Below are 24,747 nucleotides of genomic sequence, written 5' to 3'. Positions count from 1 at the left end.
ACACGGGGTCGAGAGAGCTACCGCCACTCGAGGAATCGACAGGAAGGTCAGATCGCAGTAGCCGTCTAGAGGGAAATGCCTGAACCGCCTAGATGCCCGTATCGTACCGGAGAATGCCCGCAATACCGCCGAAGGCGTTGTAGAGCTGTTCGCCCTTCTCGAAGTCACTCGAGATGAACTTGGTCTCGGTGCCGCGCTGTTCGGCGATCGTGATGAGGTGCTCGATGGCGTCCTCGCGGTCTTCGTCCGTGGCCTCGACCGCGGTGCCACACTCGCTGCACTCGTGGGACGGCGTGGCCTTCCGGCGGTCGATCAGGTCGTAGTCGGTGTTGCCACAGGCCTCGCAGTCGAAGGTGACGACGTCCTTGCGGAGGTCCTCGCTGATCAGGAGGGTCTCCACTGAGCCCATCACGAGGTTGCGTCGAGTCTGGTCGAATCCGTAGGTGGCGAGTTCCCCGCTGTGGAGTTCCTTGAAGAAGCGCTCCATGTGCTTCTTGTCCTTCATCACCTCGGCGTCGGCCAGGGCGTCCTCGGCGTTGTCGACCAGGTCCTTCAGGCCGGACTCGTCGGTGTAGGAGACGTCGAACTTCCCTAAGACCGCGTCCTGAATCTCGTGATGGAGGTAGTCGCCGTCGAGGAACTCGTCTTTCGTCGGGGAGGGGCCGCCGACCAAGACGCCGTCGAGTTCGTGACGCTTCGGGACGAACAGGTCGTTGGCCATCCCCGCGACCTCCTGGTAGAAGTTATCGATGGCCTCGAGACGGAGGCGGGCGAATCGCTGGGCGGACTGGCCACCTTTCCGCTGCTTGCCGGGGACGAGCGAGGAGGCGGACTTGACGGGTTCGATGCGCTTGCCCTTCAGCCAGCCGACGTTGGCCTCCCGGCGGTCCAGGACGATCAGCCCGTAGAGGCCGTGGTCCTCGAGCATGTACTCGAGTGGGTCGGTCAGGAAGTTCGAGTCGCAGTGGTAGCGAAAGGACTCGACCGGGTCGGGCGGACTCTCGAGGACGCGCGTGATCATCTCGGTCTGGCCACCGCCGGAGTCGACGGCGCCCGAGAACAGCACCATGCCGTTCTCGGGCGGGTAAGTGTCGTAGTAGCGGAGCCGGTCCTTGATGCTCTTGAGGGCGTCCTGGACGTTCGTCCGGGTCTGCTTGGACTTGATGTTCGCCGCCTCGCTGTGTTCCTGGGTGACGTGGGCGACGACGTCGCTGACCTGGCGGTCCTCGGGGACGTAGATCGTTACGAGCTGGGTTCCCGACCCCTCGTAGTTGTCGAGGTCCTCGATGACCTTCCGGAACTCGTACTTCTTCCGGTCGGAACTGGCCTGCTCTCCCTCCTGACTCATTGTCTCTCTAGAACGGAGCCGCAGGTAAGTACCCTTTGACACGTCGTGGGACGCGGTGTCACCGGCCATCGGCGCCGCCACCTGAAGCAAGCAGCACCACCCGAAGGATTACGTTCAGGCGTATTGTCACTACAGGTATGCACCGCCGTGCCCTCCTCACCGGATCCGCCGCCGCCCTCGTCGCCGGAGCCGCCGGCTGTCTCGGCGAGATTGGATCGACCTCGAGCGCCCGAGCAAAGAACACCGAGCGCGAACTCGCGCTGGTCGAACAGGAGTCGATTCCCGACGAGTACGGGTTCTCGATCGATGTGACGCTACTCGAGGAGACGGTAACGGAAGATCAATCGGCACGTCTCGAGGTGCGGACGACGAACGAGGGCGACGAACGGGCGCTCTCCGTGGGCGAAGCCGGGTGTAGTCTGTTCAACCGATCGAGAGGCGGAAGCGACGACCCCGAGGGGCTGTGGCTCTACAGACACATCGACCACCTCGAGCGGGTCGATGGCAGGTGGGTCGAGGACCGCGATGCAGACGAAGGGCGAACGTTCACCACTCAGGGCTGTCCGCCCCGGGCGTACGACCCCGGCGAGTCGATCGTCACCGAGTACGAGGTGTGGCACGACTTTCAGGTCGAAGGCTACTTCGAGCCCGGAACCTACCACTGGAGCCAGCGCGTTTCGGGGTGGGACGACCCGGACGCGAGATGGGACGCGGACAAAGCCGTCTCGCTCGAGTGGGGGTTCGCGCTCCGGGTTTCGAATCCGGATTCGTGACGACAGCCGCACGAAGTGACGAACGTCTCCACCCACGAGCGAACGGCCTCTTTAACTACTGTGTACGTCCCGAAGCCGCTTTACCCCTCGAGACGCTTCCTCCGGTAATGAGCCAGCCGACGCCCGAGGTCTACGAGCAGGGCAAGGGCATGGACGCCCACAACCAGGTGATGCGCGAGGTTCGCTCGCGCAAAGAGAAGAGCTACGACCCCCACGAACCGACGCGGGTCTGGCTCGACGAGGACAACACGCCCAATGGCGTCAGGGAGAGCCTGACGATCATCCTCAACACCGGCGGCTGTCGCTGGGCGCGTGCCGGCGGCTGTACGATGTGTGGCTACGTCGCCGAGAGCGTCGACGGCGGGACGGTCCCCCACGGGGCGCTGATGGACCAGATCCAGGTCTGTCTGGATCACGAAGCCGACGAGGCCGACGAGCCAGCACCCCTGATCAAGATCTACACCTCCGGGTCGTTCCTCGACGAACGCGAAGTGAGCGCCGAGTCCCGGAAGGCCATCGCCGAGACTTTCGGCGACCGCGAGCGGATCGTCCTCGAGTCGCTGCCCGACTTCGTCGACCGCGAGAAGATCGGCGACTTCACGCAGTACGGCCTCCAGACCGACGTGGCGATCGGCCTCGAGACGGCGACCGACCGCGTGCGTCGCGATTGCGTGAACAAGTACTTCGACTTCGAGGCGTTCGAGGCGGCCTGTGCGGAGGCGGTCGCGGCGGACGGGGCCGGTGACGCCTCCTCTGAGACCGGCGAGAAACCCACCGGCGGCGCCGGCATCAAAGCCTACCTCCTCATGAAACCCCCCTTCCTCACCGAATCGGAGGCTCTCGAGGACATGGTCGCCTCCGTCGAACGCTGCCTGGCCGTCGACGGCTGTCACACCGTCTCGATGAACCCCTGCAACGTCCAGCGCTACACCATGGTCGACGACCTCTACTTCCAGGATGGCTACCGCCCGCCGTGGCTCTGGTCGGTCGCCGCCGTCCTCGAGCAGACCGCGGACGTCGACGGCATCGTCGTCTCCGATCCGGTCGGCCACGGCACCGACCGCGGCGCCCACAACTGCGGGGAGTGTGACGACCTCGTCCAGAAGGCGATCAAGGACTTCGACCTGCGCCAGGACCCATCGGTGTTCGAGCAGGTTTCGTGTGAGTGCGAGGCGACCTGGGAGGCCGTCCTCGACCTCGAAACGGGGTTCAACCAGCCGCTCACGCGGTAGCGAGAGAGTAGAGCGACAGTATCAAAACAGCGGGTAGAACAGGCCCCGACTCGAGTCCCAGTAGACGGTGTCGCCCTCGATGGGCAGCAAGTTCTCGAACTCGACCAGCGACTCGAACTGTACCCCCGACATGGTCAGGTGAAACGGGTTGCCACAGAGTCGGGGTTCGACGTTGAGTGGCCCCGGTCGCCAGATGAAGCCCGCCTCGGGAATGTAGGGGTAGGCCTCCACCTGGTAGGTGAGCGCGTCACGGGCCTCCACGACGGCGGGGACGCAGTAGAGGTTCAACATTCTCGCGAGTTGCTGATGGGCGTCGCCGAGTGCGACAACGTCTCCTCGCTCGTCGGCAGGGAGAGCGGCGTAGCGAACCGTCTGGTCGACGGTGAGTCCCTGGGCGAACAGTCCGAGCAGTCGCTCGCGGTAGGCCGGATTCAGTTCGCCCGCTCCCCGGACGAATCCGCCGACGCTCCCGCGTTCGATGCAGGTCTCGCCTGCCTCGAGCGAATCGTACCCATCGAGGAAGAAGAGTCGAACGTGCGATTGCTCGAGGGTCTCGAGGGCCAGCGTGCCGTCTGGACACGACAGTCCGTCTCGACAGTCGCCGACGAAGTGCAGGAAGTCGGCTCCCCGTTCGAATTGCTCGCGCAGGTCGGCACACGAGAGGTCGGTGCGAACCTCGAGGTCGATGTCCGCGGGGCCGGTGGTGCGGTAGCGGTTCACGGCAGCCGCACACTCGTCGGTTCGACTCGCATCGTTGCAGACGACGACGACGCTTCCGGCAGTTTCCGCGCGGTCGACGTACTCGGGTCGATTGACGAAGCCCGCCGGCGACGCGCGAAACAGCGTCGGATCCGGCGGCGCGCCGTCGGCCATCCAGACCGCGGCGCTCCCGTGCGGACCGCCTTCGACGAGCCGCCGTGGAACGGTGTCGGGTGCCCGTTGCCAGCGTCGATGCGCCTCGCCGCCGGACGTCGATCCCGGCGCGGCCGCTGGGTGATAGATCGTCGCCAGGTACTGGAGCAGGTACGGGATCGCCTCGACGTGGTCTAGCGTCGGCTCGACGTATCCGACGAAGTGCCAGTCCGGCAGGGCGTGGCTGATTCGCTCGAAGTCGGCCTCGAGGTAGTACGCGAGCTGGGGACCCGGTTCGAAGTCGACGCAGGTAGCAGGGTCGAACTCGAGGAGCGAGAACAAGTCGAGTTCCTGGGGTGGGACGTCGGTGTGCTGATCGCTTCGCACCAGCATGTCGAGCAGGAACACGCGCCTGAGCAGGGACGCACACTGGTACTGGAATCCCGGCATCGACTCGAACCGATACCGTTCCGCACCGTCGATCGAGAGGACGGGATCGCCGGGTCCGAGGCGAATCCTGGCACCCAGGTAGTAGACGAGCGGGGCGGCGGGAAACAGGTACTCGAGACTGGATGGAATCCGCAGTTCGATTCCGGTTTCGGGGGTGCGATTGCGAACGGCGTCCGGCACCTCGAGCGAGTCGTCGTATCGGATTCTCGGCGGGTGAGGCCGGTTCATGGCCGTGACTTTTTGCGAATTGGCCGCTCGAATCGACGCTGACATGTGTGAGAGTCCCGTCGCGATCCCCTCGGGCGTTCGCGGGACGGTGATCGTCTCTCGCGGGCGTTTGAGCCAGGTCGTGAAGCCGAGGCTCACTCGCTGTGGGTGGGGAAACGAAATCGTGAGTTCGCCGTCGGTGGACCTGATCGTGGCCTCGCCGTCGAACCGGATCGTCACCTGAACCGGCGCCTCGATCAGCAGCCGATACGAGCCGGGATCGATATCGAGTCGGCTTTCGTCGTCGATGGCGGCGCGTCGACGGGCGGTACCGTCGGCGAAGACTTCCGAGAGGAGTGGGAAGTTCGCTGGCAACGCAAGCTCTGACACTCGAGCAGAGATCACGTCGTCGACCGGTTCGGTGAACGTGTAGTGATCGTCGATGCGATCCCAGCCGACGACGTCGAGTTCGACGCTGTTGTCGGCCGGATCGGTCGCACGGATAGTCGTATCGATCACCGAGATGTCGATCATCTGTCCCGACCACCAGCCCCGCCGGTCAGCGACTCGAGGCCGCCGAGTCGACTCTCGTCAATCGAGATTTCGAAGCGAGCGCCGCCCGCGGCGCCGTCGACGACGTCGACGCGCCAGCCGTGTGCCACCGCGATTTCGGAAACGATCGCCAGCCCGAACCCGTTTCCACCCTGCCCTTTCGCCGTCGAGACGCCCATCTCGAGGACTTCGTCTTTCATCATGTCCGGAATGCCCGGACCGTCGTCTTCGACGTAGAAGCCGTTCTCGCAGGTCCCGACGGTGACGGAGACCTGATCGCCCCCGTGGAGGACCGCGTTTCGAAACAGGTTCTCGAAGAGGTGCTGTAAGCGGTCGGCGTCACCCTCGACCGCCGGTACCGACTCGATCGACAGGGTCGCGTCGGCGGTGTCGACGCCGTCCCACGAGCGCTCGGCGACGGCCTCGAGGTCGACGGGTTCGACGTCGCCGATCGAGTCGCCCTGACGAGCCAGTTGCAACAGGTCTTCGATCATGTCGTACATTCGGTCGTGTTCCTCGGCGACGACGTGAAGGTGTTCGCGCTCTCCCGTGTCGAGGGCCGTTTCGAGGTAGCCGCTGGCGATAGACAGCGGGTTTCGCAGGTCGTGACTGACGACCGAGGCGAACGTATCGAGGCGTTCGTTCTGGCGCTCGAGTTGACGTTCGCGTTCGACGAGTTCGCCGATGTCGGTGTAGATGAAGTAGCCGCGCTGGTCGTCGCCGTCGGTTCCCACGGGGGCGCTCCGGAGCAAGAACGGGGCGAGTCCGTCGACGCCCAGTCGGGTTACCTCCGCCTCGAGGCGCTCGCCCTGGGCGACGGTGTTGTAGAGCGACCGGGCGGCCTCGAGCGCCTCGTCGTCGTCCGGGACCAGCAGGTCGCACGTCGACTGGCCGATGGCGTCCACCGGTTCGTAGCCGAACAGCCGCACGAACGCCGCGTTGACGGCTTCGACGATGGGTTTGGGCTCGCCGGACTCGTCCGTCTCGACGACGTACTGGACGGCCGCATCCGGCACGTTCTGGAAGAGTGCCGCGAAGCGGTCGCGTTCGCGGGTGATCGTCCGATCGTAGCGAACCCGTTCGATCGCGTGGGTGGCGTTGGAGACGAGCAGTTCGGCGAGTTCGCGGTCGGTATCGCTGAAGGCGCGAGGCTCGACCGACGCCGCCTGGAACACGCCAAACTCCCCGACCGGGATCGAGAGCCCCGACCGGTAGCGATCGTCGGTCGATCGGGCGACCGGGTCGTCGCGAATGTCGTCGACGACGATCGATTTACCCCGGCGAAGGGTCTCCCCGGCGATTCCGTCGTCGGCGGAGTGGTATTCGAGTGACTGTGATGGGTCCGACGCGGTCGCCGCGAGCGGGACGAGTTCGTCGTCTATCCGTTCGGTGATCGAACACGCGTCGAACTCGAGGACCTGGGCAGCGGTTTCGACCGTCCGTCGACAGATAAGAGACTCGTCGTCGTACTCGTCGAGTTCCGAAGCGATTGCCGAGAGGCGATCGAGTTTGTCCCGGGTCTCCCGGGGCGTCGTTTCCGGCACCGGTCGATACCGGGCGATGCCGAACCGGCCCTCGAGGTCCGGGACGGGCGTCGTTTCGACCGCGTACGGGCGTCCACGGAGGCGAAATTCCCGTCGCCGAGCGGTTCCCTCAAGCGCGGCGACGTAGTTGGCTTCGAGGTGGGTGCAGGCGCCCGGGTCCAGGCCGCTCTCGGAGCGGTCGTCCGAGTCGACGGACCCGTCTGCCGCCAGTTCGTCGATCGCAACGCCCTCGAGCGACGACGCCTCGAGGCCGCGACCGAGCGCCCCGCCGACGGCGACGACGTGTCGTAACTCCGCGTCGAACAGGCAGTGAAGTGCCGCGTCCGTTCCGTGGGCCCCGTCGTACAACGCACGCGAGGCGATGCGTTCCAGAGCGCGGTCGCGAGCCACCTCGAGTCGCCGACAGAGGAGCGGACCCCATGCCTCGATCGACCCCGCCTGGACGACGTAATCGGTGGCCCCTGCCTCCAGAATCGTGGCTGGGTCGGCGGTGGGATCGCTGGGGATGTCGGGGTCAGGAACGGGGTCGAGATCGGGGTCAGTGATAGAATCAGAATCAGAATCGGGAAGCAACGCCAGAATCGGAACCAGTGGTCGAACCTCCTCGAGCGCCGAAACCGTCTCGTAGGGCGAGCCCGTCGCCACGAGGAGACAGTCGACCGAGTCCGACGAATCCGCCACGAGTCGCGCTCGCGCATCCTCGACAGTCGATTCGGTTCGTAGGGACCACCCCGCATTCGACAGTACGGACGTGAGGTCGTCCCTGCAGGGCGGCGAACCGACCAGCAGGAGCGACATTTCGGGGGTATCCATGATAATAGCGATCGATTCCCACATATTAAAGCCATTGTGGCTCCCGCGAATCGCCGTCGTGACCCGCTCGAATCAGTCGCTCGCCGCCGTCCCGTCCATCGCCGCTGAGCGCGTCGGCACGTCGGCCGTCGGGATCTGCATCCTGACGATGGTGCCTCGCGGATCGTTCTCCTGGAAGGTCAACTGACCGCCGGACTGGGTGATCACCCAGTTGACGAGCCACAGCCCGAGCCCGCTGGCGTGACGGAGCTGGGTAATCTCTTCGTCTTCCTGCAAGAGCGCACGCTCTTCCCCAGGAATGCCGGGGCCGTCGTCGGCGACCGTGAGCGTGAGCGTGTCGTCGTCGTCCACCTCGAGACCGATCTCGATCGTCGGTTCCGCCCGGTCGCTGTGTTCGATGGCGTTCTCGAGGACGTGGAAGATCGCGTCGGCGAGGAGTTCGTCGGCACGAGCGTGTGCCCGATCGGGGAGCGTACAGTCGACGTCCACGGACGGGTACTCCGTGTCGATTCGGTCGAGGGCGGTTTCGACGCAGTCGACGACGTCGACAGGGCCGGTCGCCGCGCCGTCGCGATCCAGCGTTCGTTCGACCGCTCGGGTCTTCTCGGCGAGGCTGATGAGTTCGCCAGCCCGTTCCTGAATCGCTTCGGCAAAGTCCCGGTCGGCCTCGTCCTCGACGACCTCCGCGAGCATCTCCGCGCAGCCGTTGATGATGTTCATGCCGTTTCGCAGATCGTGTCGGAGGACGCGATTCAGGATCTCGACGCGCTTCTGGTGCTGTTTCTGGGCCGTGATGTCGGTGTAGAGGCCGAACGCGCGGTCGGTCGATCCGGTCATGTCCATCGGGACGACCCGCATCATGAAGTCGCGGAGCCCGTCGCTCGTCCGACGCTTGACCTCCGCCTCGACAGCCTCTCCCTTCGTCCCGCGCTCGTTGATCTCCTGGGCGTGCCCGAAGCGATCGGGAGGCACGATGAACGAATCGAGCGGTTCCTCGAGCAGTTCGGACTCCTCGTACCCGAATATTCGCTCGAACGCCGGGTTCACCTGCTCGACGATCGGGCCCTCGGGGACGCGCTTCGTGCTGACGATCGCGTCGGGGACGTTCTCGAAGAGCGCAGCGAAGCGGTCGCGTTCCGCCTTGAGCCGGGTTTCGAACGCGAGACGGTCGAGCGTATCCGTGACGTGCGAGAGCAACAACTCGGTCAGTTCCTGGTCGGCCCGGTCGAACGCACCCACGTCCGTCGAGACCGCCTGGAAGATTCCGCGGCCTCCGATCGGCGCACTCAGCGCCGACCGGTAGGAGTCGCGTTCGGGCGTTGCCTCCTCGTCGGCTCTGAGGTCGTCGAGCCGGTACGTCCGGTCGTTTCGATAGGTTTTCCCGGCGATGCCCTGATCGATCGGCGCGCGACTCGAGAACCCGTCTTCGTGGATCGTCGAGGAGACGGCGACGGTTTCGAGGTACTCGCCGTCGACGCGGTCGACGACGCAGACGTCGAACTCGAGGACGTCCTCGGCGGTTTCGACGGTGAGGTCGTAGACGTCCTGGGGCGTTTCACACGAGTCGAGGCGGGAGGCGATCTCGTGGAGTTTCGCCATCTTCTCCCGATGATCGACGAGCTCTCGTTCCATCTGCTTTCGATCGGTGACGTCCCGGAGGATGCCGACGCTGCCCGAGAGGTCGCCTTCGTCCTCGAGGAGCGTGGTGTTGACCTCGCAGGGGACGATGTCCCCGCTCGCGCTGACGATGTCGACGTCGTAGGTCGCGACCTCGTCTCTGCCGCCGTCGCCGTCGCAAGCAGCGAGCCGTTCGACCACCCGGGCGCCGCGCTCGAAACTCTCGTCAGTGAGGATTTCGGAGGCGTGGAGTCCGACGAGGGTGTCCCGATCGTAACCGGTGATCTCGACCATCGTGTCGTTGACCGTGACGAGCGTCCCCTGGGTGTCGACGGCATACAGGCTATCGCCGACGGCCTCGACGACCGTCTTCGCCCGCTCGAGTTCGCGCTCGCGGGCGGCCTGGTCGAAGGCGGCTTCGGCCGTTGCCGCGAGAATTTGTATCAAGGTGAGGTCGGTCTCCTCGATCGTGGCGGACCCGGAGGCGGCGACGGTCAGCAGGCCGTGCTCGCCGAGCGGGTAGATGACGGCGTTGCCCACCTCGTCGGTGAGGTCGTAGGGGACCATCTCCGCGGAGGCGTCCTCGATGACGACCGGCGATCCGGATTCGTAGGTCGACCACAGCGGGTCGTCGCCGGGACCGACCGGCGTAAACTGCACCGTTTGCTCCTCGAGTCGATCGCTCACCGCCACCAGGTCGAGTCGGTTCGCGTCCTCGTCGTAGACCCGGATACCGGCGAGGACGTCGTCGATAATCTCGTCCGTCGCGTCGATGACCAGCGAGCCGATTTCGGCCTCCGAACTCGTCTGCATCAGCGCCTGGGTCGTCTCCTGGAGCGTCTCGAGTGCGAGCGACCGCCGAAACTCCGACGTCATGTCGCGGACGAACGAGAGGGCTCCCGTGACGGTGCCGTCAGCGTCGACAAGGGGCGTCGTGGACCACTCGCACCGAAACGACGTCCCGTCTTTGGCGACGTTTCGCGAGATACCGTGATTCGTACTCGGCTCGCCCTCGAGCCAGGTCGCCCACCAGTCGGTAATCGCGTCGCGTTGCTCCCGGGGGACGACGAGGTCGGTCGCGTGACGGCCAATCGCTTCCGCCGCGGTGTAGCCGAACAGGTCGGCCGCGGCGTCGTTCCAGTGGCGGACCTCGAAATCGGGAGTCCACTTGATGATCGCAAACGGCGACTGCTCGACGATGAGGTGGACGTGGTCAGGAGACGACTCGAGGAACGATTCGTTTCGCTCGTCGTGCGTTTTTGCGAGCGAGGACGAGTCGCTGGAGTCAGGGTGGGGGTTGGGGTCGGGTTCGGGTTCTGAGTCTGAGTTGAGACCGGAGTCGGGTTCGGAATCGGAGCCGTGACCGAGGTCCGGGTTAGCACCGGTTTCCGTCTCGACGATCGCCTCGAGCACGCGGGTCACGAGCGTCTCGACGCCCTGTGACTTCGGAACGTAGCCGGCGACGCCGGCGGCGAGCGCCTCGCCCGCGATGGCTTCGGTACCGGCGTCGGTGTAGAGCACGACCGGAACGTCCGGCGCCCGCCGGCGAATCGCTCGGTGGAGGTCGAGGCCAGTTCTCGCGGCGGAGCCGAGGTCGTACTCCGTAATGACGCAATCGGCGGACTCGAGTCGGTCGAGACACGCCTCGTCGCTCTCGACGCACTCGAGGTCGAGACCGACTGCTCGAACGGCGGAGGCGACGCGATCGGTGCAGTCGGGGTCGACGTATATGACGCGGGTTCGTGTGTCCATGACTCGAGTTCCAGAACGGGTGCTGTCGTTCAGTTGCAATCTACAAGGAACGGCCCCGTCTTTAGTGTTCGAGTCGACTCAGGAATTGAGTCCACTTTAAGCTATGGGAAATTAACGGTGGTGAGGGCTCGCGAAGCGTTTTTCCCGAATACCATTGCTGAAGGCCAGCGCAGAGCGCCGCGACAGCCTGCAACACATTTATAATCGCCTGCGCAGATAGTATTGTATAGGATGAGCAATACTGATATCGACGCGTCCGAGGTTGCCCGCCGCATCGTTGACGACCATGCCGAGGACCTGTTCGTCCTCGACGTCCGCAACGAGGACGACTACGAAGAGTGGCAGATTCCGACCAGCACGAACGTCCCGGTCTACGACGAACTGCTCGAGTACGACTACTCGGGGCTCGAAGATCACCTCGAGGACCTCCCCGAGGACGAGGAGATCGCCGTCGTCTGCGTCGCGGGCGTCACGTCCGCTCGCGCGGCCGAGTTCCTCCGCGACCACGGGTTCGACGCGAAGTCGATCCCAGACGGAATGAACGACTGGGGCCGCGTCCACCGGGAGTACGAAATCCCCGATATTGACGGCGTCGTACAGATCGTCCGACCCGGAACTGGCTGTGTCTCCTACCTCGTCCACGACGGCGAGGAAGCCGTCGTCGTCGATCCGACCCAGTACGTCGACCGGTACCTGGGCCTCGCCGACGACCGCGACCTCGAAATCGTCGGCGTCGTCGACACCCACGCCCACGCCGATCACGTCTCCGGGGCGCGTCAACTGGCCGGCGAACTCGACGTCCCGTACTATCTCCACGCGGCGGACACGGGCGAACTCGAGGACATCACGGCCCTCGCAGACGGCGACACGATTTCGGTCGGTGGCCGGGAGCTCGAAACGATACACACGCCCGGCCACACGCCCGGAAGCGTCTCGTTCCGTTTCGGCGACGCACTCCTCTCCGGGGACACCCTGTTCCTCCGGAGCGTCGGCCGTCCCGACCTCGAGGACGGCTCCGAGGACGCCATCCGCGAGGCGTCCGGCCAGTTGTTCGACAGCCTCGACGGACTCCTCGACCTCCCCGACGAGGCCGTCGTCCTCCCCGGGCACTTCAACGACGAGGACGTGCGCCCGCTCGCGACCGAACTCGGCGACCTCCGGGCGGAGACGACGAACGAACTCCTGGGGTACGTCGAAGATGGTGACGAAGAGGCGTTCGTCGAAACCATCGTCGAGAATCTCTCCGACGAACCCGCGAACTACAACGAGATCAAGCAGATCAACTGGGGCAAAGAACAGCCAGGTGGCGACGTCGAAACCCTCGAGCTCGGACCCAACAACTGCGCGGCCAACTGAGCCATCGTCGTTCGTTCGTTCGAGCAGAGTGTATCGAGCATGATTCGCTCGAGTGGAGTCGGTTCGAGTGTAGTCCACTCGATCAAGGGCCGCTCGAGTAGAGTCCGCTCGAGGCTGACCCCGTCGCCGATTACCCCTCGAGGGCCCGTTCGAATCCGCGCAGAATTTCCTGTCCGTCCGTCCCGCCAACGTCAGGGAGCGTCGCCCGTTCGGGGTGGGGCATCAGTACCGCCACCGTCTCGCTCTCGCCCAGCACGCCCGCAACGTTGTGCTTCGAGCCGTTCGGATTGGCGTCGTCGGTGAGGTTGCCCTCGGCGTCGCAGTACCGGAAAAGGACGCGGTCCTCGGTCTCGAGGCGGGTGAGTCGGTCCTCCTCGATCTCGAAGCGGCCCTCGCCGTGGGCGATCGGGATCTCGATTACGTCGCCCTCCTCGAAGGCGGCCGTCCAGGGCGCGTCGGTGCGTTCGACGCGCAGGAAGACGTGCTCACACTGGAAGCGGGCGCTCTCGTTCGTCGTGAACGCCCCCTCGGTCAGGCCGGACTCGCAGCCGACCTGGGCGCCGTTACAGATCCCGAGGACGGGGACGCCCTCGGCGGCCGCCTCGCGCACCTCCTCGAGGATCGGGGACCGGGCGGCCATCGCGCCCGCGCGAAGGTAGTCGCCATAGGAGAAGCCGCCGGGGAGGACGATACCCGTCGTGTCCGCGGGGAGGCCGTCCTCGTGCCAGACGATTTCGGCGTCGATGTTCAGGTGCCCGAGGGCGGCTTCGGCGTCGCGGTCGCAGTTCGAGCCGCCGAAGCGGACGACGGCGACCGTCACCGTCGGCACCCCCTGGTGTGGCGACTCCCGGTCGGTGTCGGGTTGACGGCGACCGTCATCGTCGGCACCGTTGGCTTCTCGGTGTGGCGAGTCTCGGTCGACGTCGGCATGGGCACCGGCGTCGACGCACGTGCCACCGTCATCTATCGCTCGTCGACCGCCACGTCGTAGTCGTGGATGGTCGGGTTCGCGAGCAGTCGTTCGGCCATCTCGTCGGCTCGATCAGCCGCCTCGTCGGCCGACGCCGCCTCGAGGTCGATCTCGAAGCGATCGGCCGAGCGAAGCGCCTCGAGCGAGAACCCCAGTCGCTCGAGGGCACGGCGGGTGGTCTCGGCCTCGGGGTCGAGGACGCCGCGTTTGAGTCGGACGGTCACCGTGGCGGTGTAGGCGGTCATCGTCTGAATCCCCGCATCCGTGCTCAAAAACGCTTTCGGGTTCGCCTCGTCATACACGTTCGTGGATAGTATCAACCGCTGCTCGAGGTTCCGGAAGTTCTCGAGAGCAATCTGGGCGTTCGACGACCGAAGGAAGCGCCAGGGGTTCGCTTCGGTGTGATGGACGGCCATCCCGCGTTCGGTAGCACGGTTCGACGGGTTGTAACGTAGAATCGAGAAGTCGCGTTCGTGAGGACGAAAATGGACGTCAGACCAGCGCGGCCTCGAGTTCGACGAGCGCGCCGTCGACGGCCTCCTGGTCCGCGTCCGGAATCGAAACGCGGTCACCCCGGAGCAGCGAGATGAGTTTCTGGCCCTGTCTGACCGTAATCGTGTCGTCGTCGGCCTCGATGCTCTCGACGACCTGGACGAGCCACGCCGGGATGGTTCGCTCGTCCTCGAGGTACGTGTCGGCACGCTGGACGAGGGCGTGATGAACGACCCAGCGCTCTTCGCGCGAGAGGTCGACAGTGCGGCTATCGGCTTCCTGTGGAGGTGTACTCATCGTGTCACGGGTCGGCTCTACCGACCGCTGGCTGACAGTAAGGACCGTCCACTAATAAGCCTTGTCGATTGTTAACATGCCTGGAAGTCGCTCACCGGGTGTCCCGCCGCATCGCGATCTCGAACCAGGGACAGAGGCGAAGTTGTCGGTACCACTCGGGATGGGTCGAGAGTCGCTCGTAGGGCACCCACATGAGGCCCGCGACCTCCTCCTCGTCCGGATCGAGCGTCGTGTCGTGGAGCGTCACCTCGAGGACGGCACAGACTTCGTGCTCGACGCCTGCGTTCTCGAAGTACCGCTTGTACTCGAAGCGGTCGGTGAGGCGGAGGTCCTCGTACTGATCCGGTGTGATGCCGAGTTCCTCCTCGAGACGCTGGCGCGTCGCGTCCTCCTGGCTCTGGCCCTCGACGGGGTGGGAGGCGACCGTCCCGTCCCAGTAGGTCCCCCAGAGGCGCTTTCCGGGGGCTCGCTGGGCGAGCAGGATGTTGTCGTCCTGGTCGAACACGAGCGACGTAAAGGCCCGGTGGCGCGTCCCCTCGCCGGTGTGAGCCTCGAGGCGGTTGACCAGGCCGAGTTCGGTGTCGTCGGCGTCGACCGCGATCACGTCCTGGGCAGCGTTCTTGTGTGGCAGTTCTTCGGAATCCGTCGACTCGTTCATACGACAACTGAACGGGGCGTCCGTGAAACCAGTATCGGCTTTCGGGAGGGGGAGTTCCTCGAGACCAGCCCTACCAGCCCCCTCGAGCCCTCCCCTACCAGCTCTACAAGCCCGCACCCTCGGCGTCCGGGTTCGACGCGTAGTCGTCCCCCACGACGACCGAAATCGCTCCCGGGAGGGTCTCGAGATCGAGTTCCTCGGCCGCGAGCACCTCGCCGTCGAGGCTGTAGGTGATCGGTTCGTCGTGGAGACTCTCGATCGTTACCCGCGGCACGCGGTTGCGAACGAGACCGTCCGTCTCCCGGTCGAAGAGGTGCTCGAGCGCCGTCGCACCGACCATCGACGGCATCGACGCGTTCTCGACGAGAGTCACCTCGAGCAACCCGTCCTCGGCGTGGGCCTGTGCCTGGCGACGGCCGAACCGGCGACAGTTCCCGATGAACGCGAGCGCGACGTCTCCCTCCCAGACGACGGACGTCTCTCTGTCGGCGTTCTCGAGGGTGACCCGCAATGGCGCTCCGTTGTAGTTCGTCGCCGTCTCGATCGTCTTGAGCACGTACGCGAGCACGCCGAACCGGCGTTTGCTCTCGGAGTCGGTCTCGAGGCTGGCCTCGGCGGTCAGCCCGCCGATACAGGAGTTGAGAAACGCGCGGTCGTTGGCCCGCCCGAGGTCGAGGCGTCTTCGTCGGCCCGACTCCGCCAGCGAGAACGCCTCGCCGATGCTCTCGATGCCGAGGTTCGACGCGGCGTTGTTGCCCGTCCCGGCGGGGACGATCAGCAGCGTCGGCCAGTCCTCGACTCCGGAGTCGACGAATCCGTCGACAACCTCGTTCACCGTCCCGTCGCCGCCGGCCGCTGCGACGAGGTCCGTCCCGCTCTCGGCCGCTTCCCGGGCGTACTCGCGGGCGTCGCCTTCGGATTCGGTCACACGCAACGCCCACCCACCCTCTGTCGCCAGCGCGTGCACCTGCTCGAGGTGGTCCTCGCTCCCGCTCACCGGGTTACAGATCACGACTCTGTCGGTCGATTCGGCGACCCCGGAACCGTCTGCTCTGACCGAGCCAGGAGGGACCATCGGGACGTACATGCCAACACCAACTGTCCCCAAAACAAAAACCCTCCCCCATCGTTGTCCAGGGTATGTTCGCCGTCGATTTACACGCACACACCCGGTTCTTTCACGGCCATCGGGGACTCGGGGATCGGTACGATCCAATCGGCGTCTCGCTCCTCGCTCGAACCGCCCGCTGGCGCGGGCTCGACGGCGTCGCGACGACCAATCACGACTACTACACCCCCTTCGAGCGCGAGGCCGCCACGGTCGTCCCCGGAATCGAGGTTACGACGACGCGCGGACACGTCCTGGTCGTCGGCCCGGATCCGCCAGCGGAGACGGTCCCGCTCGAGTACACCCCCGCAGAGGTGATCGAGATGGCCCACGACCGTGGCTGTGCGGCTATCGTCGCCCATCCGTTTCGAAACAGCACAGTGACCGACGTCCCGGACCTCCCGTTCGACGCCATCGAGATCAACGGCAAACACCCCCGGACGCAGCCACTGGTCGAGCGACTTGCGACCGAACACGATGTCCCCCTGGTCGCCGGGAGCGACGCCCACTACCCGATCGAGGTCGGCCGGGCGTACACGCGAATCGACGCCGACGAACTGACCCCCGAGTCGGTCGTCGAGGCGATCCGGGACGATCGGGTCGAAGCGGTCGTCGATCGACGGCCCGTCGACCGGTTTATCCGTCGCTGGTATCGGGCGATCCACAGCCGAAAACACCCGGAAGACCTGCTCTCAAAGCCGACGCCCGGCGTCGGGGAACCCCCACAGAGCTAGTTCTCGATGCCTGGCCCAGTTTTTCCTCGAGAATCAGCCCAGTTTTTCCTCGAGAATCAGCCGCGTCTTCGTGCTCACGACCTCCTCCTGCTCGCGCGCCTGCGTGATGAGTTCGTTGACGCTGCGGGTGTCGGCGGCGTCGACGACGAGTACGACGTCCTGTTCGCCCGAGACCTGCCAGACGAAGTCGACTTCCGCCCACTCGGCCATGCGCTCGGCGATGCTCGCGGTGTCGACGTCGACGGCGACGCTGATCTCGATCATCGCCTTGACGTTCCCCGTGCGCGTGGTGACGGTGAATCGTTCGATCACACCGTCGGCGTTCATACGTTCGACGCGATTTCTGACGGTCCCCTCGCTCGTTCCAACCTCTTCGGCGATCTCCGTGTACGGCGTGCGGGCGTCTCGCCGGAGAATGTTCAGGATGTGTCGGTCCAGGTCGTCCATTGAGATGTGACTGTTCGGACGGCACCTACTTGTCGATTACGAATTTCGTAACAATACTTCGAAGGCAACACTTATGGTGGGCCGTACAATACGTATCTCGTAATGAACCCGGCCTACGTTGCGCTGGAGAGCGGTCACGTACTCGAGGGACGTGCTCGTGCTCCGGGTACCGCACGCGGGGAACTGGTTTTCACAACAGCTTACACCGGCTACGAGGAGAGTCTCACCGACCCCTCCTACGAGGAGCAGATCCTCACCTTCTCGTACCCGCTGATCGGCAACTACGGCGTCCGCGAGGAGCGCTTCGAGTCCGATCGAATCCACCCACGAGCCGTCCTGGCTCGCGAGCTCACCGACGACGTCGCCGACTGGCTCGCGTCCGAGGGCGTTCCGGCCGTCGACCACCTCGACACTCGCGACGTCGTCACCGACGTCCGCGAGGGCGGCGCCATGAAGTGCGGCATCGCCGTCGGCGAGGGCGTCACCCCCGACGACGCCCGCGCGGAACTCGAGCAGTGTGGGGCGATGAGCGACCACACCGAGATCGGCGCACAGGTCAGCGTCGACGAACCCGTGGTCCGCGGCGCGGACAACGACGGGCCGACCGTCGCGCTCGTCGACTGCGGCGCGAAGGGGTCGATCGTCGACTCGCTGCTCGCCCGTAGCGCCACGGTTCACGTCCTCCCCCACGACGCGAGCACCGCCGACGTCGAGGCCGTCGATCCCGACGTCCTGTTCGTCTCGAACGGCCCCGGCGACCCGGTCAACTTCAAGGCCGCGATCGACCTCGTCCAGGAATTCGTCGAGGGCACGCCCGTAGCCGGCATCTGTCTCGGCCAACAGATCGTCGCCGAGGCCCTGGGTGGGACCACCGAGAAGATGACCTTTGGCCACCGCGGCGTCAACCAGCCCGTCCTCGACCTCGAGTCCGGCCGGGTCGTGATGACGACCCAGAACCACGGCTACACCGTCGCCGAACCCGGCGACCACCTCGAGATCACCCAGCTCAACGTCAACGACGACACGCCCGAAGGCCTCGACGGGATCGAGTACGACGTGCTCACTCGCCAGTACCACCCCGAAGCAAACCCCGGCCCCGAGGACACCCTCGACTTCTTCGACGACGTCCTCGCGATGGCCGCGCCTCGACGTTCCCCTCGTGCGATCCCGGCTGACGACTGAGCGACCTCGTCAGCCGTAGGTCGGTTCGCCCCCGCCGAGCCGATCACGAAAACCGTTTTCTACCCGCGTTCGAATCGACGTCCACACACCCGTATGGGACCTGAAAAACGGAAGATGGTAGCCGGGGAGTTGTACGACCCCGGCGATCCCGAACTCGTGGCCGACCGTGAGCGCGCTCGAGCGCTCACGCGTCGATACAACCGGATGAGCGAGAGCGGCGGCGACGACGATAGTGACGGCGGCAGTGACGGGACAGCAGACAGCGACGAGACGGCCGACAGCGACGGTGACAGCGACCAGCGACGGCAGATACTCGAGGACCTCCTCGGATCGATCGGCGACGAGTGTCAGATCGAGCCACCCTTTCGCTGCGATTACGGGTACAACGTCCACGTCGGCGAGGACTTCTTCGCAAACTACGACTGCTTCGTCCTGGACGTCTGTCCCGTGGAGTTCGGCCGGAACTGCCTGCTCGGGCCCGGCGTCCACGTCTACACGGCGACGCACCCGCTCGAGGCCGCCGCGCGACGCGAGGGCCTCGAGTACGGAAAGCCGGTCACGGTCGGCGACGACGTCTGGATCGGCGGGCAGGCGGTGCTCACCCCCGGCGCGACGGTCGGCGACGGCGCCGTCGTCGCGGCCGGCGCGGTCGTGGTCGACGACGTGCCCGCGGGCGTCGTGGTCGGCGGGAATCCCGCGCGGGTGATCAGGGAGGTGCCGTCGGCGGAGGGAGCGGGAACGGAAGAAACGTAATCACTTGCGGAGGATCCAGGCGACCAGCACGACCGCCAGCAACGCCGCCCCGAGTGCCGCCGCCGCGAGACGGCGGTCGACGACGAGGACGTCGCTCCCCGCCCAGCGATAGAGGCCGACGGTCCCGAGTGCGACTGCAGCGCCGGTCGCGACCGCGCCGAGCGCGTGGACCAGTTCGGCCCGCATCGTCGCCGCGTCCCGTCCGAGTTCGGCGCGGAGCCCGTCCGCGTACTCGCCGACGTCCCAGACGACGAACGCGCCGGCGGCCGTCCAGATCGCCGCCTCCGTCCGGCCGATGACCGCGAGCGAGCCAGCGAGGCCGAGGATCGCCATCGCCGCTAGCGCCGATCCGATCGCCCGCGGCGGCAGGAGGCGAATCGCTCGAAGCAACGAGACCGTCCCGAACAGCGACGAGAGCATCCCCAGCGCGACCAGCAGGACGGCGACGACGAGCGCGATCGGCGGGAACTCGAGCAGCAGGTCGGCGACCACCTGCGGTTCGATCTGGCGAACCAGGGCCTCGAGCGACGCCTCGACGGCGGGCGTGGCGAGCACCGACGCCAGCGCGAGCGTCAGGACGACTCCGCCGACCATCGGAGCCAGGAGCCGAGCGAGCACCGCAGCCAGCCCCCGCCGCAGCGCCCGCCGAGTCCACTCGAGGGCAGCCACGAACGCGGCTATGGCGAGGACGACGAGCAATACCAGGCGAATTTCGCGTGCGAGGACGACCGTGGCCAGCGCCTCGCCGACGGGTAACGGGACGATAGTGGAGAGTTCCCGCGGCGAGAGCGGAACGTCCGAGAACTGCTCGAGCAGCGCCGGAAGCATCACGACCCCGGAAAGACCGACCAGCGCCACACGGATGGCAATCGAGTTGCCGCGGCGAACGACACCGACGGCCCGCGAGACGGCCTCACGCCGGTCGGGCGGGGCGAGGCGTTCGATCGGGACGTAGCCGACCGTCACGAAGACGGCCCCGGCCGTCGCCAGGACGAGCGCGAAGAACGAGACGGTCGCCAGGGTCTGGCCTGGCTCACGGAGGACGCCACTGGCAGCCCCCGTCACTTCGGCGACCGCCGGCCCCGCGCGCTCCCTGACGCCGGCCTCTGGGAGCACGCGAACAACGACCACGGCCACGACCCCGAGTGCGGCGAGCGTCGTGGCTCTGGCGGCTGCGCGGACCCCGCCGTCGCCCAGTCGATCCCACGACGCCAGCGTCCCGGCGAGGGCGGCGACGACGAGCGACCAGACGATCACTGCCGTAAACGGGCCGAACCCGGCGACGCCGACGGCGAACGCCCAGGCGAGGGTCACGGGAACGGCGACCAGGACGGCCACGGGGACGGCGAGCGCCCCGCCGACGGCGCGACGCACCGGACGGTCGCTCCCGAGCAGGGTGGCGACCAGCGCCGCGCCGACGCCGCCGACCGTCGCGACGGCCGCGAATCGCGGGCCGATCAGGGACCCGCCGACGGCGAGACAGATCGCGAGCGTGAGCACGAGGGTCGCGACGTCGCTCGTCGTCGGCTGTGCCAGGGCGCCTCGAACGGCCCCGAGTACGGCACTCGTTCCTCGTTTCCCGGACGCGATTGTCACGGTTCGGACCGACTCGAGTCGGGACGGACTACGCCCATCGCGGTCGGTACTCGAGGGAACGGTGCGGCTCGAACGCGGACTCGAGCGCGGATCCGGGCTACCGACTCGAGTCGACGCACCTGATTCGGTTCCGCCGTCCGACCGAAACGGCGTCGACTGCTGGTCGCGTCCGTCCGTTCCCGGTTCCGGGTCGGATGTCGTCATCGGGCGCCCCCCATCGCCCCCATCGTGCGGATCGCACGAGCCAGTTCGACCGACAGCGGGTCGGCCAGGTCCCAGTCGACGACGACGGAGCCGAGTCCGCGGAGGTCGTCGACGCGATTCCCGCGTTCGATGCCGGCGATCGCCGTTCCCGGCGACCGGTCGCCGCCGGACACGCTGGTCGTCATGTCCGGGCTCACGACGGTCACCGTCCGTCCGCGGAGGCGAAGCTGTTCGACCAGGTCGACCGCCGCGTCGTCCGTGAGCGGGCTACAGAGAACGACCTGCGCGTTTCGGGGGAGGCGCGTCTCGAGGCCGGTCGCGAGCGTCCCGCCGTCGGCGGCGAGGCGGCTCGCGGTGCCGTTACCGGACACGTCGCCGACCGCGTCGTCCACACGCCGACGAACGTCGTCGCCCCCACCGGGGTCGATCCACACGTCGTCCTCGAGCGTCGCGAACCCGGTTCGGTTACCGTCCTCGAGCGAGGCGAGCACGCCGCGGGAGGCGGCGTACAGCGTCAGGTCGTGCGAGTCGGGGCCGCCGGAACGCGACTCGCGGTGGACACCGGTTCGGTCGTCGACGAGGAAGACCATCGTGACGGCGCGTTCCTCCCGGTGTTCGATCGTCGCGAGGTCGCCGGTCCGGGCGAGGCGGTGCCAGTCGATTCGGTTGATTGGATCGCCGTGGCGGTACTCCCGAGCCGCGTAGAACTCGATCCCGCTCCCGCCGTCGTCGGTCGGCGTCCGCCCGACGAAGCGGATCGTTCGGTCGCGAACGGCGAAGGAGTCGAGCAGCGTCTCACAGGTCAGCGAGTCGTCGCCCTCGGCGTCGGGCTCGAGCGTCTCGAGCGCGCTCGCGGCCAGGTTCCGGACGCGAACGCGGGGTGTGCCGAACGGGTACTGGCCCCGGGGCGGCAGCACCTCGTACTCGTGGCTGACGGTTTCCCCGGGTCGAATTGCGGTGGCGAACGCGCTCGAGCCGGTGACCACCGGCACGTCCTCGGGGACGGCGTCAACCACCCGGACGTCGGGGAGCACCCGGTCGCCCTCGTTGGTCACCGAAAGGGTGACGGAAACCGGCTGACCGGGTCGCGGTCGATCGTCGTCGAGGGTTCGCTCGACGGCGAGGTCGGTCGACGGCGCGCCGCTCGAGACGCCGACGAGGACGTACCCGAGCGGAACGACGGCGACCATGAACAACGCGGGCGCGCCCAGCACCACAGCGAGGAGGCAGATGGCGAGGGCAACGACGACAGCACTCTGCCAGCGGGGAACGCGGCTCATCGCGAGCCCTCGCATCGTTTGCCTTCGATCCCCGCTCTCACAGGGCGCTCCCGAATCGCCTCGACTGCTTCGATCGCGTGCTCGAGCCCGCGCGTGAAGGGATCGGCCGTGCTGCAGAGGTCGAACAACCAGAGCGACAGCGGCGTCGACGGGCCGTCCTCGTCGGCGAGGAAGGCAGCCGCCCGTCGGTCGTCGGTCCAGGTCCCTGCCCGGATTGCCTCGAGGGCGTCCGCCCGGTCCAGTCCGGCGCGAGTCGCGTAGGCGTCCGCGGCGAGCGCGCGAAGCGCCTCGACGAGTTCCGTTCGGGCCTGGTCGCGAACCGGGCGAGGCTCGTCGTCGTACGCCGTCGCGCGGTCGATCCAGTCGTCGTAGACCGCGCCCGCGAGTCGAGACGAGCTATCGGTCAGCGAGCGAGAGTCGGCGAACGGCTCTGTCGAACCCGCATCGATCGGTCGCGGCGCGTCGACTCGGAACCGACCGGCGGCCGTGATCGTCGGGGCGACGATCAGGAGGACGAGCGCGAACGCCAGCACCAGGTGGGTCGGGTTCAGCGTCGAGAGCGCCGCCTCGAGTTCGGGAACCGCCTCGAGCACCGTCGCCGGGCGGTACAGCAGGCCTGCACCGAGTGCGAGCAGACCGGTCGCGAGGGCGGTTCCGGCGAGCAGGCCGAGCGTCGACGGGCCACGGCTCACGGGTCACCTGTCGAGTTCTCGTTCGGGTTTTCGTTTGCGTCCCGACTCGCGTCACCGTCCCCGTCGCTCGGTGCGTCGTCCGCCGATTCGTCGCCCGCCGCGAGCGACGACCGAATCGTCGCTCGAGCGGCCGTCGTTCGCTCGAGTCGCCGTTCCGGGTCCCGACCGCCGTACTCGACGTCGCGGAAGGCGTCCGTGATCGTCTCGACCGGTTCGGCGGGCACGCCCCGGGCCTTCGCCCCCTCGGCGACGTCCGTGGGGGTCGCGACCCGCAGTCGGGACACGGTCGAGACCGCGGCCACGTCCGCGAACGCCTCGCGGATGCGTACGCGAGCGGTCGGTCGGTCGTCTGGTGTGGCGGCTTCGGGATCGGCCTCGATCCCCTCGCCGACGAACGGAAGCGACGCCCGTACGGACCGAGCTTTCGTCCTCGCTCCGGCGAGGATCCCGGCGACTACCCCGAGGAGGAGCCCCGGCAACTCGGCGATCGATCGAAGTCCGCACAGCGCCGCGTAGGCCCGCTCGAGCGCCCGTGAGCAGGCGACGACGACGCCCATCGCGACCGCCAGCAGGCGGCCGGGGAGCGCTCGAAGCGTCGCGATCGGGTCGTCCGTTCGCACGAAGACGTAGCCGACGACGACCGTCAATGCGACGGCCAGGAGTGTCAGGATCGGCCGCTCGCCGGCCGGTCCCAGCGAGTCCTCGAGCGAGTCGATCATACTGTTCGTCTCTTCCTCGGCGCTGTCCGTTCCGTCCGTCTCAGCGCTGTTCGTTTCGTCGTCTTTGGCGCTGTCAGTTCCGTCAGCCTCCGCACCGTTTGTCTCGTCGTCCGAAGCGTCGGTAGCGTCGGTGGCGTCACTGACGTCGCTCGCGCTCGAATCCTCGGTTCCGCCCGTCGTCTCGACGCCCGACTCGTCGCCGTCCTGACTCGCATCCGGGTCGACGGTCGGATCGTCGGTCCAGCTGTCGTCGGGGGCGGCGTCCTCGTCCCACGCCCCGTCGTTGGCGTTCGCGTCGAACCCGTCGCTCGAGTCGAGTTCGGCATCTGTATTCGGGCCGCCAGCCCCATCGCCCTCGAGCGAAGTCGACCCGGCGCGCTGGTCGGTCACGAGGTCGCCGTAGCCGCCCTCGAGTCCGTTCGCCGAGGTCGGCACGTCGAGCAATCCGCCCGACGTCATCGGCTCGTCGGCCGTCCCAGCCAGGTCTTCGGGAGCGGCTCCCTCGAGGTTCGCGGGGTCGTCGTATGCGCTCGGCTCGAGGTCCCCGGGGTCGTCGTACGCGCCGGGATCGGAATCGGCGGCACCGGCGGCGAAATCGCCCGGTGACCCACCGATAGCGGCGTAGATACCCGCGAGTCCGAACAACGCGTCGCTCACGACGGGATTCGTCAGGAGGTCGTGCTGGTCCTCCATCGCCGAGAGAGCTGCTGCCTGCACGAGTTGGTTGTCGAAGGCGCCAGCACCAGCACCGCCACTGGCGCCAGCTCCTGTACCACCTGCACCAGCACCGGAACCACCCGTTCGAAGTCCTTCGCCGTCCGCATCCGACGCTCCGAGTTCGTCAGCCCGCCCAGCGAGGTCGCCGTCGCCCTCCGCGGCCGCCTCGAGCATCGCCTCCTGGATCGCCCGGTCGCGCTCTGCGCTCGTCTCACCGTCGCCGAGCGCGGTCGCCACTGGAGAATCCGCGGCGAGCATCGGCATCGCACTCGCGGCCAGGACGATCCCACCGATGGCACAGCCGACGGCGAGAACGGCGAGGAGGCGAGACGTTCCGTCCGATCCAATCGTCATTCACGTGTGACATACCAGCAGGTCTACTTACGTCTTATTGCAGATTGG

General features: G+C 66.8%; 21 protein-coding genes. 6 read left to right on the top strand and 15 right to left on the bottom strand.

The annotated features are described in order from the left end of the window. Positions 1-88 precede the first annotated feature (88 nt). Positions 89-1,348, bottom strand: coding sequence for a peptide chain release factor aRF-1 (gene prf1 / locus J1N60_RS05885; RefSeq protein WP_312911456.1), 1,260 nt, complete (start codon positions 1,346-1,348; stop codon positions 89-91). A gap of 137 nt (positions 1,349-1,485) precedes the next feature. On the opposite strand from prf1, the gene J1N60_RS05880 reads away from it, so the two are divergent. Together J1N60_RS05880 and J1N60_RS05875 are read left to right on the top strand one after the other, a co-directional pair. Next, the gene (locus tag J1N60_RS05880) at positions 1,486-2,121 is read left to right on the top strand and encodes a hypothetical protein (RefSeq protein ID WP_312911454.1); all 636 of its coding nucleotides are present in this window, start codon (positions 1,486-1,488) and stop codon (positions 2,119-2,121) included. A gap of 107 nt (positions 2,122-2,228) precedes the next feature. Then, positions 2,229-3,353: an archaeosine biosynthesis radical SAM protein RaSEA gene (locus tag J1N60_RS05875; protein WP_312911452.1), complete on the top strand. Its 1,125-nt coding sequence runs from the start codon at positions 2,229-2,231 to the stop codon at positions 3,351-3,353. A gap of 21 nt (positions 3,354-3,374) precedes the next feature. On the opposite strand, the gene J1N60_RS05870 is transcribed toward J1N60_RS05875, so the two are convergent. The 3 genes from J1N60_RS05870 to J1N60_RS05860 form a co-directional block, all read right to left on the bottom strand. Then, complete coding sequence (locus tag J1N60_RS05870; RefSeq protein WP_312911450.1) at positions 3,375-5,396, bottom strand: hypothetical protein; 2,022 nt, start codon at positions 5,394-5,396, stop codon at positions 3,375-3,377. Then, positions 5,393-7,771: a GAF domain-containing sensor histidine kinase gene (locus J1N60_RS05865; RefSeq protein ID WP_312911448.1), complete on the bottom strand. Its 2,379-nt coding sequence runs from the start codon at positions 7,769-7,771 to the stop codon at positions 5,393-5,395. Before J1N60_RS05865 ends, J1N60_RS05870 begins: the two co-directional genes overlap by 4 nt. 72 nt (positions 7,772-7,843) lie before the next feature. Further along, the gene (locus tag J1N60_RS05860; RefSeq protein ID WP_312911446.1) at positions 7,844-11,140 is read right to left on the bottom strand and encodes a PAS domain S-box protein; all 3,297 of its coding nucleotides are present in this window, start codon (positions 11,138-11,140) and stop codon (positions 7,844-7,846) included. A gap of 231 nt (positions 11,141-11,371) precedes the next feature. Here J1N60_RS05860 and J1N60_RS05855 point away from each other — a divergent pair, with 231 nt between their 5' ends. Further along, positions 11,372-12,496: an MBL fold metallo-hydrolase gene (locus J1N60_RS05855; RefSeq protein ID WP_312911444.1), complete on the top strand. Its 1,125-nt coding sequence runs from the start codon at positions 11,372-11,374 to the stop codon at positions 12,494-12,496. A gap of 130 nt (positions 12,497-12,626) precedes the next feature. On the opposite strand, the gene purQ is transcribed toward J1N60_RS05855, so the two are convergent. From purQ to J1N60_RS05825, 6 genes are all read right to left on the bottom strand, one after another. Further along, positions 12,627-13,316, bottom strand: a complete 690-nt coding sequence (gene purQ / locus J1N60_RS05850) for a phosphoribosylformylglycinamidine synthase I (protein WP_312911442.1) — start codon at positions 13,314-13,316, stop codon at positions 12,627-12,629. After that, entirely contained in the window at positions 13,313-13,459 is a 147-nt protein-coding gene (locus J1N60_RS05845; RefSeq protein ID WP_312911441.1) for a hypothetical protein, read from the bottom strand. Before J1N60_RS05845 ends, purQ begins: the two co-directional genes overlap by 4 nt. Next, positions 13,460-13,711: a phosphoribosylformylglycinamidine synthase subunit PurS gene (gene purS / locus J1N60_RS05840; RefSeq protein WP_253432447.1), complete on the bottom strand. Its 252-nt coding sequence runs from the start codon at positions 13,709-13,711 to the stop codon at positions 13,460-13,462. 247 nt (positions 13,712-13,958) lie between these two features. Then, a complete protein-coding gene (locus J1N60_RS05835; RefSeq protein ID WP_312911439.1) occupies positions 13,959-14,255 on the bottom strand; it encodes a DUF7853 family protein in 297 nt (98 codons plus the stop codon). Between the two features lie 91 nt (positions 14,256-14,346). Further along, a complete protein-coding gene (locus tag J1N60_RS05830; RefSeq protein WP_312911438.1) occupies positions 14,347-14,913 on the bottom strand; it encodes an NUDIX hydrolase in 567 nt (188 codons plus the stop codon). A 103-nt stretch (positions 14,914-15,016) separates the two neighbouring features. Further along, entirely contained in the window at positions 15,017-16,000 is a 984-nt protein-coding gene (locus J1N60_RS05825; protein ID WP_312911436.1) for a diacylglycerol/lipid kinase family protein, read from the bottom strand. Positions 16,001-16,053: 53 nt separating this feature from the next. Here J1N60_RS05825 and J1N60_RS05820 point away from each other — a divergent pair, with 53 nt between their 5' ends. Next, a complete protein-coding gene (locus J1N60_RS05820) occupies positions 16,054-16,755 on the top strand; it encodes a PHP-associated domain-containing protein (RefSeq protein WP_312911434.1) in 702 nt (233 codons plus the stop codon). 33 nt (positions 16,756-16,788) lie between these two features. On the opposite strand, the gene J1N60_RS05815 is transcribed toward J1N60_RS05820, so the two are convergent. Beyond that, a complete protein-coding gene (locus J1N60_RS05815; protein ID WP_254159320.1) occupies positions 16,789-17,202 on the bottom strand; it encodes an Lrp/AsnC family transcriptional regulator in 414 nt (137 codons plus the stop codon). 102 nt (positions 17,203-17,304) lie between these two features. On the opposite strand from J1N60_RS05815, the gene carA reads away from it, so the two are divergent. Then, positions 17,305-18,384 carry a glutamine-hydrolyzing carbamoyl-phosphate synthase small subunit gene (gene carA / locus J1N60_RS05810; RefSeq protein WP_312911431.1) on the top strand — a complete coding sequence of 360 codons (1,080 nt, stop codon included), beginning with the start codon at positions 17,305-17,307 and terminating at the stop codon, positions 18,382-18,384. A gap of 93 nt (positions 18,385-18,477) precedes the next feature. After that, positions 18,478-19,137: a maltose acetyltransferase domain-containing protein gene (locus J1N60_RS05805; RefSeq protein WP_312911429.1), complete on the top strand. Its 660-nt coding sequence runs from the start codon at positions 18,478-18,480 to the stop codon at positions 19,135-19,137. Here the strand turns inward: J1N60_RS05805 and J1N60_RS05800 are convergent, their stop codons facing one another. Genes J1N60_RS05800 through J1N60_RS05785 form a run of 4 tightly spaced genes read right to left on the bottom strand, consistent with a single transcriptional unit; the run spans position 19,138 to position 24,699 of the window. Further along, on the bottom strand, positions 19,138-20,937 hold the full coding sequence (locus tag J1N60_RS05800) for a DUF7519 family protein (RefSeq protein ID WP_312911427.1): 1,800 nt from the start codon (positions 20,935-20,937) through the stop codon (positions 19,138-19,140). Further along, positions 20,934-22,217: a DUF58 domain-containing protein gene (locus J1N60_RS05795; protein WP_312911426.1), complete on the bottom strand. Its 1,284-nt coding sequence runs from the start codon at positions 22,215-22,217 to the stop codon at positions 20,934-20,936. The genes J1N60_RS05800 and J1N60_RS05795 overlap by 4 nt, the downstream gene beginning before the upstream one ends. After that, entirely contained in the window at positions 22,214-22,909 is a 696-nt protein-coding gene (locus tag J1N60_RS05790) for a DUF7269 family protein (protein WP_312911425.1), read from the bottom strand. The genes J1N60_RS05795 and J1N60_RS05790 overlap by 4 nt, the downstream gene beginning before the upstream one ends. Next, positions 22,906-24,699 carry a hypothetical protein gene (locus J1N60_RS05785; protein WP_312911424.1) on the bottom strand — a complete coding sequence of 598 codons (1,794 nt, stop codon included), beginning with the start codon at positions 24,697-24,699 and terminating at the stop codon, positions 22,906-22,908. The genes J1N60_RS05790 and J1N60_RS05785 overlap by 4 nt, the downstream gene beginning before the upstream one ends. Positions 24,700-24,747: the final 48 nt, after the last annotated feature.

This window comes from Natronosalvus caseinilyticus (assembly GCF_017357105.1).
GTDB classification, from domain to species: domain Archaea; phylum Halobacteriota; class Halobacteria; order Halobacteriales; family Natrialbaceae; genus Natronosalvus; species Natronosalvus caseinilyticus.
This window is presented reverse-complemented; position numbering and strand designations above follow the sequence as displayed.